The sequence below is a fragment of the Lysinibacter cavernae genome (genome assembly GCF_011758565.1).
GTDB lineage: Bacteria > Actinomycetota > Actinomycetes > Actinomycetales > Microbacteriaceae > Lysinibacter > Lysinibacter cavernae.
Window position 1 is genome coordinate 1 of record NZ_JAAMOX010000002.1, and the last position, 17,273, is coordinate 17,273.

General features: G+C 59.0%; 14 protein-coding genes and 2 pseudogenes. 7 read left to right on the forward strand and 9 right to left on the reverse strand.

Translation table 11 applies throughout. The features are described from left to right. Both FHX76_RS16370 and FHX76_RS09545 read right to left on the reverse strand, forming a co-directional pair. A pseudogene (locus tag FHX76_RS16370) lies at nt 1-222 on the reverse strand (N-methyl-L-tryptophan oxidase); the annotation flags it as partial. A 79-nt stretch (nt 223-301) separates the two neighbouring features. Then, a pseudogene (locus FHX76_RS09545) lies at nt 302-834 on the reverse strand (FAD-dependent oxidoreductase); the annotation flags it as partial. A 366-nt stretch (nt 835-1,200) separates the two neighbouring features. Between FHX76_RS09545 and FHX76_RS09550 the strand changes: the two are divergent. From FHX76_RS09550 to FHX76_RS09580, 7 genes are all read left to right on the forward strand, one after another. Next, nucleotides 1,201-2,289, forward strand: a complete 1,089-nt coding sequence (locus FHX76_RS09550; protein WP_167150486.1) for a hypothetical protein — start codon at nt 1,201-1,203, stop codon at nt 2,287-2,289. Nucleotides 2,290-2,732: 443 nt separating this feature from the next. After that, nucleotides 2,733-4,061 carry an efflux RND transporter periplasmic adaptor subunit gene (locus tag FHX76_RS09555; RefSeq protein WP_167150487.1) on the forward strand — a complete coding sequence of 443 codons (1,329 nt, stop codon included), beginning with the start codon at nt 2,733-2,735 and terminating at the stop codon, nt 4,059-4,061. Then, nucleotides 4,058-4,777 carry an ABC transporter ATP-binding protein gene (locus tag FHX76_RS09560; protein WP_208402642.1) on the forward strand — a complete coding sequence of 240 codons (720 nt, stop codon included), beginning with the start codon at nt 4,058-4,060 and terminating at the stop codon, nt 4,775-4,777. Before FHX76_RS09555 ends, FHX76_RS09560 begins: the two co-directional genes overlap by 4 nt. Next, on the forward strand, nt 4,774-6,189 hold the full coding sequence (locus FHX76_RS09565; RefSeq protein ID WP_167150488.1) for an ABC transporter permease: 1,416 nt from the start codon (nt 4,774-4,776) through the stop codon (nt 6,187-6,189). The genes FHX76_RS09560 and FHX76_RS09565 overlap by 4 nt, the downstream gene beginning before the upstream one ends. A gap of 29 nt (nt 6,190-6,218) precedes the next feature. Continuing rightward, the gene (locus FHX76_RS09570; protein WP_208402643.1) at nt 6,219-7,418 is read left to right on the forward strand and encodes a MalY/PatB family protein; all 1,200 of its coding nucleotides are present in this window, start codon (nt 6,219-6,221) and stop codon (nt 7,416-7,418) included. Between the two features lie 143 nt (nt 7,419-7,561). Beyond that, on the forward strand, nt 7,562-8,902 hold the full coding sequence (locus FHX76_RS09575) for an aminotransferase class V-fold PLP-dependent enzyme (protein ID WP_208402644.1): 1,341 nt from the start codon (nt 7,562-7,564) through the stop codon (nt 8,900-8,902). 82 nt (nt 8,903-8,984) lie between these two features. After that, nucleotides 8,985-9,416: a DUF1761 domain-containing protein gene (locus tag FHX76_RS09580; RefSeq protein ID WP_167150489.1), complete on the forward strand. Its 432-nt coding sequence runs from the start codon at nt 8,985-8,987 to the stop codon at nt 9,414-9,416. 39 nt (nt 9,417-9,455) lie between these two features. Here the strand turns inward: FHX76_RS09580 and FHX76_RS09585 are convergent, their stop codons facing one another. From FHX76_RS09585 to FHX76_RS09615, 7 genes are all read right to left on the reverse strand, one after another. Continuing rightward, complete coding sequence (locus FHX76_RS09585; protein WP_167150490.1) at nt 9,456-10,484, reverse strand: epimerase; 1,029 nt, start codon at nt 10,482-10,484, stop codon at nt 9,456-9,458. A 2-nt stretch (nt 10,485-10,486) separates the two neighbouring features. Further along, a complete protein-coding gene (nrdF, locus tag FHX76_RS09590) occupies nt 10,487-11,461 on the reverse strand; it encodes a class 1b ribonucleoside-diphosphate reductase subunit beta (RefSeq protein ID WP_167150491.1) in 975 nt (324 codons plus the stop codon). Between the two features lie 117 nt (nt 11,462-11,578). Further along, complete coding sequence (gene nrdE / locus FHX76_RS09595) at nt 11,579-13,684, reverse strand: class 1b ribonucleoside-diphosphate reductase subunit alpha (RefSeq protein ID WP_167151609.1); 2,106 nt, start codon at nt 13,682-13,684, stop codon at nt 11,579-11,581. Nucleotides 13,685-13,707: 23 nt separating this feature from the next. Next, a complete protein-coding gene (nrdI, locus tag FHX76_RS09600) occupies nt 13,708-14,109 on the reverse strand; it encodes a class Ib ribonucleoside-diphosphate reductase assembly flavoprotein NrdI (protein ID WP_167150492.1) in 402 nt (133 codons plus the stop codon). Between the two features lie 192 nt (nt 14,110-14,301). Beyond that, complete coding sequence (nrdH, locus tag FHX76_RS09605) at nt 14,302-14,535, reverse strand: glutaredoxin-like protein NrdH (RefSeq protein ID WP_167150493.1); 234 nt, start codon at nt 14,533-14,535, stop codon at nt 14,302-14,304. Nucleotides 14,536-15,152: 617 nt separating this feature from the next. Then, the gene (locus FHX76_RS09610; protein WP_167150494.1) at nt 15,153-15,632 is read right to left on the reverse strand and encodes an SIP domain-containing protein; all 480 of its coding nucleotides are present in this window, start codon (nt 15,630-15,632) and stop codon (nt 15,153-15,155) included. Between the two features lie 230 nt (nt 15,633-15,862). Further along, entirely contained in the window at nt 15,863-17,230 is a 1,368-nt protein-coding gene (locus FHX76_RS09615) for an FAD-dependent oxidoreductase (protein WP_167150495.1), read from the reverse strand. Nucleotides 17,231-17,273 lie beyond the last annotated feature (43 nt).

The window sequence follows — 17,273 nt, forward strand, 5'->3', positions numbered from 1 at the left end:
TTCAGGCTGATAGTCCCTGTGGTCAGGATCCACAACCGGCCCAACGCCATGCCAGCCAGCTTTGATGCCTTCGCCAGGCGTGTACATCCCGTAGATGTTCGAGTACCACCATTCGTCGCTCCCACCTGGCAGGTGGTTGAAACCGGGCCAATCCGTCGCGAAGGCTTCGGCGTTGGACGCATCCACGAGCTGAAAATGAGCCGGCTGTTCCTGGGTAACCAACAAGCGACGGAAGGTCGACGATGCCTTCGAGGAGCGAGCGCGTCCATGCGCCTGCGGCGACGACGACACTCGACGTCGTAATCGTCTCTCCTCCGTCGAGGGTCACCACCACCCGGTCATCCGCCGCGACGCGGATGCTTTCGACCCTGACGCCGTGACGAATGTCGGCCCCGCGCTCAGCAGCAGCCTCCTGCATCGCGGCACGGAGACGTCAGCGTTGAGGCGCCCTGCCTGAGGGGTCCACAGCACATCCGTCTCAAATCGCATACCGCCCCAGCGTTCACTGGCGGCCTCCGCAGAGAGGATTTCGGCGGCAAAGCCATGAGCGTCTAGCGCGTCGCGGACTCCAGTCAGCGAAGGATGCGCACCGTGCGTCACAACACCAACCTCGTCAAATACCGAGGTGCCAGTTTCTTGTTCCAACTCCGACCACAGGGGAACGGCTCGCTGCAACAGCGAGAGGTAGTTGGGTTCAGAGTAGCTGAGATTGAGGTTTCGGGACGCCCCGTGCGACGCACCCTCTTTATGCCCAGGCGTAAACCGCTCAAGCAACACAACCTCTCGACCACGCTGACTGAGCTGCCAAGCCGCAGCTGAGCCATTGCCCGCCACCGATGACAACAACGTCGACAAACTCGTTTGTGCTCATAATTCTCCTTGAGATCTCCCCAGCCAAAAGTCTATCGACGCGCAAAGGATACCGAGATTCTGTTCTGACCGCGTTTGTCATACGCAGCAACGTTTTTGATTCTCGGCGAGCCCATCGACTGGCCACAGCATCCTCAGAATATGGTGTGAAGTCACCGCGAAGACGGCTTTGTTGAACTCGCCCCCTATAAGTTTGTGAACAAAGACTCGCACCACATCGATCTTTGCCGCTCTCCAGCGGTTGCAGTTTCCGCATCACCGGTCATCCCTTCCATCGATGCACCCCAAAGTCCAACACCACACAGCCGTGTGTCACTGAGAGGTACACCAATGAAACATCCCCTCCTCGCCGCTGCCGCAGTTGCAGCGAGCGCAGTCCTCGTTCTGTCCGGATGCACCGGCTCCGACGACTCCAATGAGTCGTACATGGAGCGCGCTCAAAACAGTCCGCTCTCGAAGTATTGGGAGCAGCTCAACACCTTCTCCGGCTTTGAAGACGCCGATTTTGACGCGCTTAATGTCAAGTCTGAAGAGGTCGTAGCCGAATGCATGAAAGACGAAGGCTTTGACTACAAGCCGACCTCAAATAACGGCAGCATTACCTTCGGAGGCGACGAAGACGGGGTCGAATACGGCACGCGAAAATACGCTGAGACCTATGGCTACGGCGCGAGCCAGAACCTCGAGATGATGGGCGACTCGAGCGGCGAAGATTACGTCGACCCGAACCAGGATTACCTTGACGGTCTCTCTGATTCCGAACGCGACGCGTACTACGAAGCGTTGAACGGGAAAATGCCAACGGAAGAAGAACAGGCCGAGATGGAAGCCGCGATGGAAGACGGCAGCTACATTTCTCCGAGTTGGGAAGAACAGGGATGTTACGGTCTCGCGCAGCACGAGGTGTACAACCAGGGCAACGATGACCCCTGGAGCGACCCAGCAAATCAAGATCTCATGAACTCGATGTCGGCCCTGTACGAAAAGACAAACAGCGATAAGCGGGTTAAGGAAGTCACTAAAGAGTGGTCCTCCTGCATGGCCGACGCGGGACACAGCGACCTCAAGGAGCGCAGTGATGCGTCCAACGAAATCTGGAATGCGCTCAATGAGCTCCAGGGTGGTGGCGGAATGATCGTCGATGGCGAAGGAGGGGCTGTAACCTCGTTCAGCACTGAAGAGCCGGCTGATGAGTACGAAGAGCCAACACCACCGACAGAGAAAGAGATCTCTGACTTCAAGAAGAAGGAAATTGCTATGGCGGTTGACGACTTCGACTGCGCGAAGAAATTCGACCTCGATAACATCATGCTCGACGTGCAGTTCGAGCTGGAAGAAGCCTTCATCGCTGAGCACAAGACCGAGTTGGACGCAATGGTCGCCAAATACGGCAAAGACGATTCCAAAAGCAAAAAATAGCGAGCGGTAGAACCGAATAATGTTTTCACGTAAGAACTCTGATGAGCCCGTTCGTCGGCGCGCAGGCGCCGCAGACGCCTCGGCTGCCTCGGCTGCCTCCGACACGAACACAGACGAAGCATCGGCCCAAATGAACGAATCGTCCGATGCACCCACAGAGGTTCTCAACGTGAATTCATCCGGTCCTTTGGTGGAGGGCGAAACGCCTTCCACCGAAGGAACCGACGCAGATACCCCTGGCAGCGCAACAAAAAAGCGCGTTCCAGTAGGAGCATCAAAGCTGAGCGGCCAACGGCTCATCTGGGTCATTGCCGGTGTCGCTGCCGTTGCAATGATCGCAGGCATCGTACTGACCAAATTCATCATTTCGCCAGCCCAGGCGGCTTGCAGATGCAGAGCCCCCAACACCGGGGCTTATCACTGTCCCTATCGACGAACGCGTCGTGTCAAACACCGTGACGACTCGCGGCGACGTCAAATTTGCCGATTCGGTAGACGTCAAACTTGAAACCGGTGACATCGGAGGCTCTCCGGTGGTCACAGGGCAGGTTCCCGAGGCGGGAGCCATCTTCAACCCCGGCTCAATCGCCCTTGAGGTTGTTGGCAGGCCCGTGATCGTGCTTCCGGGCGATCTCCCCGTGTATCGCACGCTCCGCGCTGGGCTCTCCGGGCCCGACGTGCTCCAACTGAAGCAGGCGCTTGCGTCTATGGGTTTCGAATCGGGCAGTCTCGATTCCAACATGTATGACTCCTCAACGGCCGCAGGGGTCAAGGCTCTCTACGAGAGCGTTGGCTATACACCACCAACGTCAACAGGTTCCGGTGCCGGTGCTGCGGCCGGCGCAAGTAGCGCCGACCCAGTCACCCAAGCACAAAACGACGTCCAGAGCGCACAACAGAACCTTGCCCAAGCCCAATCAGGACTCGCACAGGCCCAGGCACCAAATCTCGTGGAGCAGGCGCAGGCAGACAATACTGTTCGCGAAGCACAGCGCGCACTGAACACCGCAACCGCGGCCGGCGATCCAAACGCCATCGCTGCGGCAAACGATGCCCTCGCCCTTGCTGCACTGCAGCAGTCGATAGCCTATGCGCCAAAGGATACTTCGGCAGAAATCGCCCAGGTAACGGCCGCCCAATCGGCACTCAACATGGCACAAGAGGCCCTTGCCAACGCACAAGAATCAGCGCTCACCTCATTGCCGGCAAGTGAGGTGCTGTATCTCAACAGCCTCCCCCGCCGTGTAGATGAAGTATCGGTCAAACGAGGCGGCGTACTGAACGGCGTCGCTATGACCGTATCGGGCGCCACTCTCCAAATCGTCTCAACCGTCTCAAAAGCAGACGCTGAGCTGCTCAAGCCCGGTACCAAAGCTGAGTTCCCCGCCCCAGATGACAGCACAGTTTCGGCAGAAGTTGTGAGCGTCGAACCGCAAAAGAGCACGGGAGACAAAAAGGGAACCACAAGCTACGACGTAGTGCTTGCGCCAAAAGATCTCACTGAGTCCCAGCTCACTGCGCTCAAGGGCACCAACGTGAAGGTCACCATTCCTGTTTCTGCAACTGACGGAAAAGTCTTAGCTGTCCCCCTAGCCGCAGTTCAAGCCGGCCCAGGTGGAGAGAGCCGCATCGAGGTGCTGCTTGACGCGGAGAAGCAAGAGACCAAGCTCATCACCGTCGAAACGGGTCTTGCCGCTGACGGTTACGTTGAGGTGAAGGCGGTCAAGGACGGGGCTTTCGGCTCTGGCGACCCAGTTGTGGTGGGACGTTGACCCTCACCGGTGCCGAGCAGCAGATCGCTGACGCCTCGGAACCGCCTGTCGTTGAGTTTGTTGACGTCGCGCGGAGTTTCCCTGGGCCACCAACGGTCCACGCGCTCAGGGCAAGCAACCTCACGATCCGATCGGGCGAATACCTGTCGATTGTTGGGCCATCCGGCTCGGGAAAATCGACGATGCTGAATTTGCTCGGGCTGCTAGACCGGCCAACCAGCGGCGATTACTTCCTCGACGGTGCCAATACCAACGTGCTCTCCGAAGACGAGCGCGCCCATCTTCGCGGCAGCAGCATCGGCTTTGTATTCCAGTCCTTTCATCTGCTTCCCAACCGCACGGTGCTTGACAACGTATTGCTTGGCACCATGTATAGCGGTCTCCCACGGGCCGAGCGCGAGCCTCGAGCGCTGGCGGCCCTCGACCGGGTCAACCTGTCACACCGGCTCGATTTTTTGCCCGGAAACCTGTCTGGTGGAGAGCGCCAGCGTGTAGCCGTTGCCAGGGCAGTCGTGACGTCTCCTCGTATCCTCCTCGCCGATGAGCCAACGGGAAACCTCGACGTGCTCAACTCCGGCGAGGTGATGGATCTCTTTGACGAACTCCACGCAGAGGGACTCACACTCGTTGTTATCACGCACGATACGGCAGTAGCCGGGCGCGCGGAACGAACAGTGCGTATCGTCAATGGTTCCCTGAATGAGGAGGCCGAATGACAACCACGCCTGCCTCCCCCGATACTCCCGGAAGCGTCGACGATCTGTTTGACGAGGCGCTCGGTCTTGAGGCACTCCGTCTCGAAACCGAATCCGATGCGGCTCAGGACGCGTCAACACCCAAGCGTTCGATTCCCGTTCCACGGTTCTTCCGCAGGAGCAGCAAAACCTCAAACGGCAAGTCCAAACCGCCAAGAAACAGTTTCACCCGCAGAGACCTCATCAATGAGGCCATTCAGGGAGTTGGGGCGAGACCGTCACGTCTGGTGCTGACCTTGCTTGGCACGGTGCTCGGTATTCTCTCGCTCGTGGTCACCGTCGGCCTCGCCCAGACCGCGGCAAACCAAATCAACCGCCAGTTCGACGCGGTCGCGGCAACTCAGGTTGTTGTCACGCCGGCAAAGGCCACCAACGGGGGCGGAGAGAAGAAGGCAACCGGCCGTTTGCCGTGGGATGCCCCGCTTCGCGTTGATTCGCTCGCCGGCGTCGAAGCATCCGCCCTTGTTTCGAAGGTTGACCCTGGTACCAACCTCATCACGGCCGCCGAGATCTACGACCCTGCGGCTTCTCAAGAGGTTCAGCCAGGCATCGTGGCCTCAACCGCCGAACTCATGGATGTTGTGCACGGCACGCTGCAGACCGGCAGGTTCTTCGACAGCGGCCACGAGGCCCGCGAAGACCGCGTCGTTGTACTCGGCAAGAACACGGCAGAGCAGCTGGGCATCAACCGCGTTGACAGCCAACCATCTATTTTCATCGGCGACCGATCCTATACGGTCATCGGAATTATCGACGATGTAAAACGGCGTTCAGACCTCCTTGACGCGGTTGTTCTGCCGGTGAGCACGGCCCGCACCTACCTCGGACTGGCCGGGCTCGACGAGCTGCAGATCCGCATCGCCGTTGGCGCTGGAGAGGTTGTCGGCAAGCAAGCTCCAATCGCCCTCGATCCGAACCGACCAGAGGCATTTGCCGTTGCTGCGCCCCAGAACTCTACCGACCTGCAAGAGAGTGTCCAGGCCGACATTGACGTGATCTTCCTCGTGCTTGGTGGCATTGCGCTCCTGGCTGGTGGGCTTGGTATCGCCAACGTCACGCTGCTCTCCGTCATGGAGCGAGTGGGCGAGATTGGCCTCCGGCGTGCCCTCGGGGCAACCCGAAAGCAGATTGCCGCCCAGTTTGTATTGGAATCGGTCACGACCGGGCTGCTCGGCGGGCTCATCGGGGCAGCCCTCGGAACCTTTACGGTTGTCGTCATTTCGGTTATGCAAGAGTGGGCACCAGTGCTTGATATCTGGGTTCCAATCGGTGGTGCCGCCCTCGGTGGTATTGTCGGGTTGATCGCTGGCACCTATCCCGCGTTGAAGGCCTCTCGTATTGAGCCGATTACCGCGCTCCGCGGCGGGGTATAGGTCAGTCAGAGCCAAAACGAAAGCAGCGCATGACATCATCCGTGGCAGGACACACCATCCGGACAGCCTTCGAGCAGCGAATGCCCAGCGTTCAACAGCTTCGGGAGCGAGGCACCGTCAAATGGAACACCTACCCGGAAGATGTGCTCCCGCTCTGGGTTGCGGAAATGGATCTGCCAACGGCGCCGCCGATTCTTGATGCCTTAGAAGCCGCAATCCGCCGGGAGAATTTTGGCTACCCGCTTGCCGACCATCCTCGGTTACAGGCTGCAACGGCTGAGTGGCATCGCCGCCGATACGGGGCGGCCATCAATCCTGATTTTGTGCACGACGTGCCCGGCGTGCTCACCGGGTTGCGTATCGCGATCGACTCGTTTACCGAGGCAGGCACGGCAGTTATACTCCCGATACCTTCATACCCACCATTTCTTGATGTCATTCGGCAGAGTGGTCGCGAAGTTATTGAGATTCCGATGCTGAATCCCACGAGCTCCCCCGCCTACGATTTTGATGCCATCGAGCGGGCATTCGCCAGCGGTGCCGGTTCGATCATCCTCTGTAATCCGCATAACCCACTCGGCCGGGCGTTCACTTTGCCCGAGCTCACCAGGCTCAGCCAGATCGTTGCGCAGTACGGCGGCCGGGTGCTCAGCGATGAGATTCACGCTCCTCTTGTCTACGGCTCTGCCCACGTTCCCTACGCCACGATCAGTGACGAGGCCGCGACGCATACCGTGACGATCACGGCGGCCTCAAAGGCGTGGAACATCGCAGGCCTGAAATGCGCGCAGGTTATCTTGAGTTCGAGTGCCGACCAGGATGTTTGGGCCGGCATCCACCACCTCATCCCGCAGGGTGCCACAACGCTTGGCATGGAGGCAACGATTGCGGCGTATTCCGAGGGCGGGCCGTGGCTCGACGAGACGCTCAACTACCTGCGAGGCAACCGAGATCGTGTTGTCGCGTGGGCCAACGACGTTGTCCCCGAGGCCAGAATGGTCGCGCCAGAGGCAACCTATCTCGGTTGGATTGATTTTGCCGAGGCCGATCTCCCAGGCGATCCGTACGATTTTTTCCTTGGCGAAGCCAAAGTAGCGCTCAACCCCGGTCGTCATTTTGGGTCTGCCTCTGCGGCCTCAACCCGGATCAACTTTGGCACGACGGCACCGGTCTTGGAACGAGCCCTCGAGGCCATGACTGGGGCTATCCAGCGCAACGCTCGCGGGTAACCCACACGCCGGTCAACTGGCTGAACGGCCCCTCATGACGCCGCGTGACGAAATGCTACGACGCCTCTCGCGCCCTCATTCCACCGGGCTTAGCCTTGGGGTACTCATCCGCGCCCCGCGGTGAGCCAGCGGCAGAGGAGAGCATGATGAGCATCCCATCAGTAATCGAAGTGGCAAAGCCACTGCTCGACGTCACTGGCTCTGATCTTATGGTGCCCCTGCTTGATGGTTCACAGTCCCGTTACGTCAACCTCGACTACGCGGCAAGCGCGCCCGCGTTAGGCGTTGTGGCCGACCGAGTGACCGAAGCCCTCGGGCTCTACGCGAGCGTTCACCGTGGCGCGGGGTATGCCTCCGACATCAGCACAACTGCGTATGAGAACGCCCGCGACACCGTCGCCCGTTTTGTTGGCGCTCCCGCCGGATACCCTGTCATCTTCACCAGGAATACTACAGACTCGCTAAATCTCCTTGCCAGCGCGGTACCTGGCGACACGCTTGTGCTCGACATCGAGCACCACGCCAATTTCCTCCCCTGGTCCCCTCGCGGCCGCAGGGTTCTCACGGCGCTCGACACGCTCGACGAAACGCTCGAAGCGCTTGAGAACGAACTGCGCCGCCAGCCAGCGGCACTCGTCGCGGTGACCGGGGCGAGCAACGTGACCGGAGAGGTCCTCCCCCTTCGCCGAATCGCGGATGTGGTCCACAAATTTGGCACGCGGCTCGCTGTTGACGGCGCGCAGCTTGTCCCCCACCGCAGGGTGAACATGCGAGAACAGGGTATCGATTACCTGGCGTTCTCTGGCCACAAGACCTACGCGCCGTTTGGGGCTGGTGTGCTCGTTGGCCGGCGCGACTGGCTCGATAAGGCAGAGCCGTACCTTCGAGGCGGCGGGGCCGTGACAACCGTTGACACCGAGCAGCAGGGTTGGCGCACAGGGCCACATCGCCATGAGGGTGGCTCACCAAATGTGCTCGGGGTTATCGGTCTTGCTCGGGCCGTCGAGGCGCTTGCCGAACTTGATCCGTCTGAGTGGTACCAACACGAGGCCGAACTGCGCGAGGCCTGTATCAGCGGCCTCGGTCAGATTCCCCAAGCACGCGTGCTGCAAATCTTCTCTGATTCAGAGGCCCCAGTAGGTGTTGTCAGCTTCTCTCTTGACGGCGTAGATTCCCGTCACTTAGCCGTTGTCCTCGCCGCCGAATACGGTATCGGTGTGCGCGACGGCAAATTCTGCGCCCATCCGCTGCTCGCCAGGCTGCAGCAGACCAGCCCGGCTCTTCGCGTCAGTTTTGGTGTTGGCTCTACAAAGCGCGATGTGACCGCGCTGTTGACGGCGCTCACCGATTATCTCGCGCACGGTCCCCGCGGGCTCTACGAGCGGGTTGATGACAACTGGGTTGTGGTCAACGATGTCCGCGACCGCCCGTCCTGGGCCCAGTTACCTGACGAGGACCGCGAATACTTCGGCTGCGCCGGCTAATACATCACGCTGGCCTGTGACGCACAGGCCGCGTTAAGCAGTAGCATGAAACACCATATTCCTTCGACGAAAGGGTGCTCTCATGATTCCCGACATTAACTACTGGGCCGTGCTGTTGGCAACTCTCTCCAGCATGATTGTGGGTTCCGTCTGGTACACGCCAAAGGTCTTTGGCAATTACTGGATGAAGGCAGCCAACGTTACCCCGTCTGGCAACGCTGGCGATGCCGTCAAACCAATTCTGGTGACCGTCGTCGTCAGCTTTGTAACGGCGTGGGTGCTTGCGGGGGCCGTCTACCTCAGCTGGAGCTTCTACGGCGGCTCGTTCCTAGTGAACGCCCTGCTCACCGGCTTGATTCTTTGGGCGGGTTTCACCGCAGCGCGGTTCATCACCCACGACGCCTTCGACGGTCGGCCAACGGGTCTCACCGTGCTCAACGTGTCCCACGAGCTCGTCACGATTATGATCATGGCGCTGCTCATCGGGGTTTGGCCACCCGCTGGAAGCGTCTAGCCCCAAGACCATTTGTTGTGTTGCTCGGCGGCGAGTGCCCTAGCGTTTGAGGATGTTGCGAAGCGCCGGTTCGAGCTCCGGCCATCGGAACTCAAATCCGCTCTCAACGAGCCGCTCCGGCAGCACCCAGCGGCTCTTCAACACCAGCTCTGGCTCCGTCCTGAGCACAAACATGGCTGGCTCAAGCATCCACCGGTGGGCGGTCAGGCCGACGGGCATCTTCACTATGCGTCGGAGGCTGCGCATGAGTGTCGTGTTGTCACGAGGGTTTGGCGAGGAGAGGTTGATGACTCCGTCGAGTGCTGGAGTATCGCGGATGTGCCACATGGCTCGCAGGACATCGTCCGTGTGAATCCAGCTGAACCGCTGGCGTCCGCGGGAGTCGTGCCAGTCGGGGCCAGTAGCGGTCGTTGGATGCGCGGCTGAGCCGGTTCCATGAGCGATGCCTCGATACCTGTTGGAACTGAAGAACCAGCGGCCGTCGCGCTGCGGCCCGCCAAGACCAACCCGAGCGAGTGTTGCAAGCATCTGGGTGGCAGGACCGTCGCCGAGGACGATGGCCATCCGAAGTGCGACGCGCCTGGTATTGGGCAGCTCTCCCTCAAAAAGTTCGCGTTCCCAGGCCCGAGCAACGTCGACCGAGAATCCTTTACCGAGCTCGCCGTCAGCCTCGGTCTGAGGACGGCCCATCGCATACCGGTAGATAGTGGCAGTGCTCGCGTTGAGCCACAGCGCCGGCGGTTCGGGCGAAGCAGCAATAGCTTCGCGGAGCGCCCTGGTCGTCTCAACCCGTGAGCGCAAGACCTCGTTGCGGTTGGCATCCGTGTAGCGGCAGTTGACGCTCTTGCCTGCAAGGTTAACGAGCAGATCGGAACCGTCGATCACTCGCTGGATGCCGGCGCTGTCGCCCCAGCGAGCATCCCCGCCGGCCCTGCTGATGGTGCGGACCTGGTAGCCCTGAGCCGTGAGGTCGGCGATGACGGCCTGCCCGATAAAACCAGAACCGCCGGCCACAACCGCCACCCCCGCTCGTGCGGTGGCGGCCGTTGTGCCGGCGGTGTTGGTCATGGTTAGAAGTCCCAGTCTTCGTCCTCAGTAACCACGGCCTTGCCAATGACGTAGGACGAGCCCGAGCCAGAGAAGAAGTCGTGGTTTTCGTCGGCGTTTGGCGACAGCGCCGACAGGATTGCCGGGTTGACATCGGTGGTCGACTTGGGGAACAGCGGCTCGTAGCCGAGGTTCATGAGCGCCTTATTGGCGTTGTAGTGCAGGAACTTCTTGACGTCTTCGGTGAGACCGACGGTGTCGTAGAGGTCCTGCGTGTACTGCACCTCGTTCTCGTAGAGCTCGTACATGAGGCTGAAGGTGTAGTCCTTGAGCTCTTCGCGCTTCTCTGGCGAGACGCGCTCGAGTCCGCGCTGGAACTTGTAGCCGATGTAGTACCCGTGAACGGCCTCGTCGCGAATGATGAGGCGGATGAGATCTGCCGTGTTGGTGAGTTTTGCGCGGCTCGACCAGTACATGGGCAGGTAAAACCCGGAGTAGAAGAGGAACGACTCGAGCAGCGTCGAGGCGATCTTGCGCTTGAGCGGCTCGTCTCCACGGTAGTAGTCCATGATGATCTTGGCTTTTTTCTGCAGGTACGGGTTTTCAACCGACCAGCGGAATGCGTCGTCAATCTCGCGGGTGGAGCACAGGGTTGAGAAGATCGACGAGTAGCTCTTGGCGTGCACCGACTCCATGAAGGCGATGTTGGTGTACACGGCTTCTTCGTGAGGCGTGATCGCGTCCGGGATGAGCGACACGGCGCCAACGGTTCCCTGGATGGTGTCAAGCAGCGTCAGGCCGGTGAAGACGCGCATGGTGAGCGTCTTCTCGTCGTCGGTGAGCGTTGCCCACGACTGGATGTCGTTCGACAGCGGCACCTTCTCTGGGAGCCAGAAATTGTTGACCAGGCGGTTCCAGACCTCGACGTCTTTATCGTCTTGGATGCGGTTCCAGTTGATGGCTTGTACGTGATCGATCAGCTTCAGCTTCTCAGTCATTTTGTGTCCTTTTGTGTTTCTGTGCGAAGGCGCTTATGGCCGGTGGCGTGACGTTCGATGCACCTGCGCTGGGCAGGGGCTGGGTTGGGAGCGCTCTTGTGCCCCCAACCGTCGGCTTTACAGCATGCAGCTGACGCAGCCCTCAACCTCGGTGCCCTCAAGCGCAAGCTGGCGGAGACGGATGTAGTAGATCGTCTTGATGCCCTTGCGCCATGCGTAGATCTGCGCCTTGTTGATGTCGCGGGTGGTCGCCGTGTCCTTGAAGAACAGCGTGAGCGACAGGCCCTGGTCAACGTGCTGGGTTGCGGCGGCGTAGGTGTCGATAACCTTCTCTGCCCCAACCTCGTAGGCGTCCTGGTAGTACTCGAGGTTGTCGTTAGTCATGAACGGAGCCGGGTAGTACACGCGGCCGATCTTGCCCTCTTTACGGATCTCAATCTTCGAGGCGATTGGGTGAATCGACGAAGTCGAGTAGTTGATGTACGAGATCGAACCGGTTGGCGGAACCGCTTGCAGGTTCTGGTTGTAGATGCCGTGCTCCTGGATGGATGCCTTGAGCTCTGACCAGTCCTGCTGGGTTGGGATGTGCACGCCTGAGGTCTCGAAGAGTCCCGCAACCTTTTCGGTTGCCGGCAGCCACTCTTGATCGGTGTACTTGTCGAAGAACTCACCTGATGCGTAGGTGGAGTCTGCGAAGCCGTCGAAGGTCTGCTTGCGCTCGATCGCGATGAGGTTCGAGGCACGCAGGGCGTGGAATACCACCGTGTAGAAGTAGATGTTGGTGAAGTCGATGCCCTCTTCTGAACCGTAGTAGATCCGCTCGCGGGCGAGGTATCCGTGCAGGTTCATCTGGCCGAGGCCGATGGCGTGCGACATGTCGTTGCCGTTTTCGATCGACGGAACCGACGAGATGTGGCTCATGTTGCTCACGGCGGTAAGGCCGCGGATGGCCGTCTCAACGGTCTTGCCGAAGTCTCCACCGTCCATCGAGGCCGCGATGTTCATCGAGCCGAGGTTGCAGGAGATGTCTTTACCAATCACGTCGTAGCCGAGGTCGTCGGTGTACGTCGTTGGGGTGTTGACCTGCAAGATCTCGGAGCACAGGTTTGACATGTTAATGCGGCCCTTGATGGGGTTGGCGCGGTTAACGGTGTCTTCGTACATGATGTATGGGTAGCCAGATTCAAACTGGATCTCGGCGAGCGTCTGGAAGAACTCGCGGGCGTTGATCTTGGTCTTGTGGATGCGCGCGTCGTCGACCATCTCGTGGTACTTCTCGGTGACCGAGATGTCAGAGAAGGGCACGCCATAGACGCGCTCAACGTCGTAGGGCGAGAAGAGGTACATGTCCTCGCCGTTTTTGGCAAGCTCAAACGTGATGTCTGGTACAACAACGCCAAGCGAGAGGGTCTTGATGCGAATCTTCTCGTCGGCGTTTTCACGCTTGGTGTCGAGGAAGTTGAGGATGTCAGGGTGGTGTGCGCTGAGGTACACCGCTCCGGCTCCCTGCCGAGCGCCAAGCTGGTTGGCGTAGCTGAAGGAGTCTTCGAGCAGCTTCATGATCGGGATGATGCCGCTTGACTGGTTCTCGATCTTCTTGATGGGGGCGCCAGCCTCACGGATGTTGGTCAGAGCAAATGCCACGCCGCCGCCGCGCTTCGAGAGCTGAAGGGCCGAGTTGATCGAGCGTCCAATCGACTCCATGTTGTCTTCGATGCGGAGCAGGAAGCACGAGACAAGCTCGCCGCGCTGCTTCTTACCGGAGTTGAGGAAGGTTGGCGTTGCCGGCTGGAAGCGACCGCTGATGATTTCGTCAACGAGCGCGTCGGCAAGCTTGGTGTCGCCCTGGGCGAGGCCAAGCGCCACCATCACAACGCGGTCTTCGTAGCGCTCAAGGTAGCGCTTTCCGTCGAAGGTCTTGAGCGTGTAAGAGGTGTAGAACTTGAACGCACCGAGGAACGTCGGGAAGCGGAACTTCTTGGCGTAAGCCCGGTCGTAGAGCGAGGAAATGTACTCGAAGGAGTACTGATCGAGTACGGCCTTCTCGTAGTAGTCGTTCTCAACGAGGTATTCAAGCTTTTCGGAGAGCGAGTGGAAGAAAACGGTGTTCTGATTGACGTGTTGCAAGAAGAACTGGCGCGCAGCCTCACGGTCTTTCTCAAACTGGATTTCTCCGTTTGGGCCGTACAGGTTGAGCATCGCGTTGAGCGAGTGGTAATCCATCTGCCCGCTCTGGGGGGCATCGATTACTGTTGTTTCCAAAATTCTTCCAATCCATCGTGGACGACCTGAACGTCGTCGGGAGTTCCAAATACTTCGAAGCGGTACATGTGCGGAACCGCACATTTCCTGCCGATAATGTCACCGGCGAGGCAGTACGCCTCACCAAAGTTGGTATTACCCGCACCGATGACACCGCGGATCAAACCGCGGTTGTGCTCATCATTTAAGAAACGGATGACCTGCTTGGGAACCGCTTTGGTGCTCGGGCCCCCACCATAGGTGGGAACAACAAGTACGTAAGGGTCTTTCACTTGGAGGGGCTCGTCACGGGGGTAGAGCGGGATTCGCTGGGCAGGCAAGCCCAACTTGGTTATGAAACGATGCGTGTTGCCAGAGACGCTCGAGAAGTAGACCAGATTACTCATCTACAGTCATCTCCATTTGTTCTATAGAGTTACGTTTCCGAGGCAGGCACCTGATCGGTGCAACTTCAGACCTGTTATCTCATTCAGAGTGGCTATGCCGCCTGAACGTTGTGGTTCGCAATGAAGACGTGTGCTCATCGTGGACTGTGTACCCGACGCGCGCCTGCCAACTGCGAAGTAATTCGATTCGTTTTAGCTCAAGCGTGAAGCGAGCTCTTCGATCTTGTCTGGGCGGAAACCTGACCAGTGCTCACCATCGGCTACAACAACCGGAGCCTGCAGGTAGCCAAGCTCTTTGACGGTCTCAAGCGCCTTCTCGTCAACGGAGAGGTCGAGGATTTCGTAGTCGATGCCCTTGTTGTCGAGCGCGCGGTAGGTCGCGGTGCACTGGACGCAAGAAGGCTTGGTGTAAACGGTAATCGACATGGCATTCATCCCTAATAAAGAAGTGAGTGTTTCGGCTTGTATATGTGGGTTGTCTTGACCCCCAAAGGTCAAGTAATTTACCCGAGGATCGTGCGTTTGTGGGTGTACCCAACATCGCTCTTCAATACTACATATAGGTTCCGACATTCGGAACAACCACTAGATGATGTAGTTACACGAATGTAGTTTTCCACCGGTTATCCACGAGTTATCCACCGATCATCAACAGCAGAACGACCCCAAAACAGCGCGATCTCAGGCGTGTTGCGAAAACTATCCACAGGCCCGCCTGGACGGAAATATTTTGGTCCACAAACCCATCCCGGCGTGTCGCAACCACTACACCTAGTGTCCAGACCTCCACCCAACCACTAGGCGTAGTAAATCGGCCAATTTCATTGAAAAATCAAGACTTTTGAGCACTGCGAGAGGAAACAACCCCGCTCGCAGGGCAGACAGGCACACTCTTCGACAAGCGTTCCGTCAACCGAGACGTCCCGACCAAGAGCGGCAATCTCCGCAGGGATCTCTAGAATCGTCTCGCGCTCAATCCACCATCGGCTGGCCACACAAGATTCACCCGCAACTCCGGATCGATGAACGGGTGGTCACTGCGGCTAGGCCGTCGACCCGTAGCTTGCTTGCAGCTCGTCTTGCAGATCTCGACTGTACGGACTGTGGCGGATACCAATCCACATGCAGTGCTCCGGCAGGGCTACGCCCGAATCCGCAGGGCGCATTTCGCTCAGCCAGGCGCGAGCCGCAACAGCCGCGGCCTGACCCGGCGCCGCGCAGCGCCCGGTGAGAGGATCACCTTCGCGCTCGTTGCGAGCAAGCCAGGTCACACCAACATGCTGCGGAACCCAGAACGGTCGAACGAAGTTGCGGTCGAATACCTCAACAAACACCTGTCCGCGGACCCAGCCGGGCAGAGCTTCAAGGATGTCACGAATCTCGGGGAGATCCATTTCGTCGCCAACGATCAGAATGTCGGTGGCAGTTTTAGGGTTCCAGCCGACGTGGCCGTGAACCGCCGTGTCATCATGCAACTCGGATACCTCGGGAAGCGAGAATTCGGGCAGGGGCAATTCGGGCATAACAAAGCACTCCCATCGTGAGGGATAGAACAGCAGAAGACTGTGGTGAGGGCCGACCTGCGGTAGCCGGCCCTCACTCACAATCCTAACTTAGGTCAGGCTTACCTAACAAGTGCTTTCGTGAAATTCGTGTCGTCACGTGACTCGCAATCGACCTGACGCAAAAATGACTCTGCCCGCAAAAATAGACTCATTTGGGTCAGGTCGATCGTTAACAGCCGCGGAGAACGCTACCCCTCGCGCGAAATACGAATCATCTCGTCGCGCGGCACAACCTTAATGCGGGGGCGCTCGACAGCCTCACCACGAGCAATCTCGTGCTCATCCAGACGGTGCCAGCCCTCGACGGTTGTGTATTCAATCCCACGCGACTCAAGCAGCTCGGTCACGCCTTGCTCAGAAGGATCCTCAGGAGTCCACCAGTTCACCTGGTCTTGCGTGAGGTGACTCAGGGTCTCCATCGCGTCAGATTTGGTGTGGCCGATAAGCCCAACTGGACCGCGCTTGATCCAGCCGGTTGCGTAGATGCCGGGCATAATTTCGCCATCGGTACCAATAACTTGGCCCTCGTTGTTCGGAATCACACCACGCTGATCGTCAAACGGGATGCCATCAACGGGCGAGCCGAAGTAGCCAACGGCGCGGTAGATCGATTGGATGGGAATCTCGCGAATCTCCCCAGTGCCAACTACTCCACCCTCACCGTCTGGCGTGGTGCGCTCGTAACGGATAGCACTCACGACTGGGCCGTTGCCCGTGTCGGTGCCAACAACCTCAAGCGGCTTGGCGTAGAAGTGCAGGTGCAGTCGGCGGGATGCCGCGCCAACCTCACGCTCGCGCCACTGGTTCATCACGCGATTGATAACCATGACCTGCTTATTGCTGGCGATGGCAGCCTCTGCCGCCGGATCAAACTGCTCAAAGTCTTCGTCGTAGACGATCATGTCGACGTCGCGCAACTCACCGAGCTCGCGGAGCTCAAGCGGCGTGAACTTCACGTGCGCTGGACCCCTTCGGCCAAAGATGTGCACATCGGTGACCGGGTTCTTGCTGAGCCCCTCGTACACGTTGTCCGGCAGCTCGGTTGGCAGCAGGTCGTCGGCGTGCTTGATGAGCATGCGAGAGATATCGAGTGCAACGTTACCGTTGCCGATCACGGCGATCGACTCGGCTTCGAGCGGCCACGTGCGCGGAACATCCGGGTGTCCATCAAACCAGCTCACGAAGTCAGCGGCGCCATAGGAGCCTGGAAGTTCGATGCCGGGGATGTTCAGGTCGGCATCCTTGATGGAACCCGTCGAAAAGATAACGGCGTTGTAGTGCTTCTTGAGATCGTCAAGCGTGATATCGGTGCCGTAGTGCACGTTACCGAAGTAACGAATGTCTCCACCATCGAGCACCTCACGAAGGGCATTGATAATGCCCTTGATGCGCGGGTGGTCTGGAGAAACACCGTAACGCACGAGCCCGTACGGCGCAGGCAGGTGCTCAAACAGGTCGATTGACACGTCGAAGTCACGTTCGGCTTTGACCAGGAGGTCGGCGGCGTAAATACCCGCGGGTCCGGCACCAACGATTGCAAGCCTGAGCTTCGTCATGTCTTCCTTTACTGCGCCCCGGAAGAGCGCTCCTGTTGTGTTC

Coding starts and splice junctions, on each gene's coding strand:
- FHX76_RS09570 (WP_208402643.1), top strand. CDS start 6,219: ATGACATCATCCGTGGCAGGACACACCATCCGGACAGCCTTCGAGCAG.
- nrdE (WP_167151609.1), bottom strand. CDS start 13,684: ATGGATTACCACTCGCTCAACGCGATGCTCAACCTGTACGGCCCAAAC.
- nrdH (WP_167150493.1), bottom strand. CDS start 14,535: ATGTCGATTACCGTTTACACCAAGCCTTCTTGCGTCCAGTGCACCGCG.
- FHX76_RS09575 (WP_208402644.1), top strand. CDS start 7,562: ATGATGAGCATCCCATCAGTAATCGAAGTGGCAAAGCCACTGCTCGAC.
- FHX76_RS09585 (WP_167150490.1), bottom strand. CDS start 10,484: ATGACCAACACCGCCGGCACAACGGCCGCCACCGCACGAGCGGGGGTG.
- nrdF (WP_167150491.1), bottom strand. CDS start 11,461: ATGACTGAGAAGCTGAAGCTGATCGATCACGTACAAGCCATCAACTGG.
- FHX76_RS09610 (WP_167150494.1), bottom strand. CDS start 15,632: ATGCCCGAATTGCCCCTGCCCGAATTCTCGCTTCCCGAGGTATCCGAG.
- nrdI (WP_167150492.1), bottom strand. CDS start 14,109: ATGAGTAATCTGGTCTACTTCTCGAGCGTCTCTGGCAACACGCATCGT.
- FHX76_RS09565 (WP_167150488.1), top strand. CDS start 4,774: ATGACAACCACGCCTGCCTCCCCCGATACTCCCGGAAGCGTCGACGAT.
- FHX76_RS09580 (WP_167150489.1), top strand. CDS start 8,985: ATGATTCCCGACATTAACTACTGGGCCGTGCTGTTGGCAACTCTCTCC.
- FHX76_RS09550 (WP_167150486.1), top strand. CDS start 1,201: ATGAAACATCCCCTCCTCGCCGCTGCCGCAGTTGCAGCGAGCGCAGTC.
- FHX76_RS09615 (WP_167150495.1), bottom strand. CDS start 17,230: ATGACGAAGCTCAGGCTTGCAATCGTTGGTGCCGGACCCGCGGGTATT.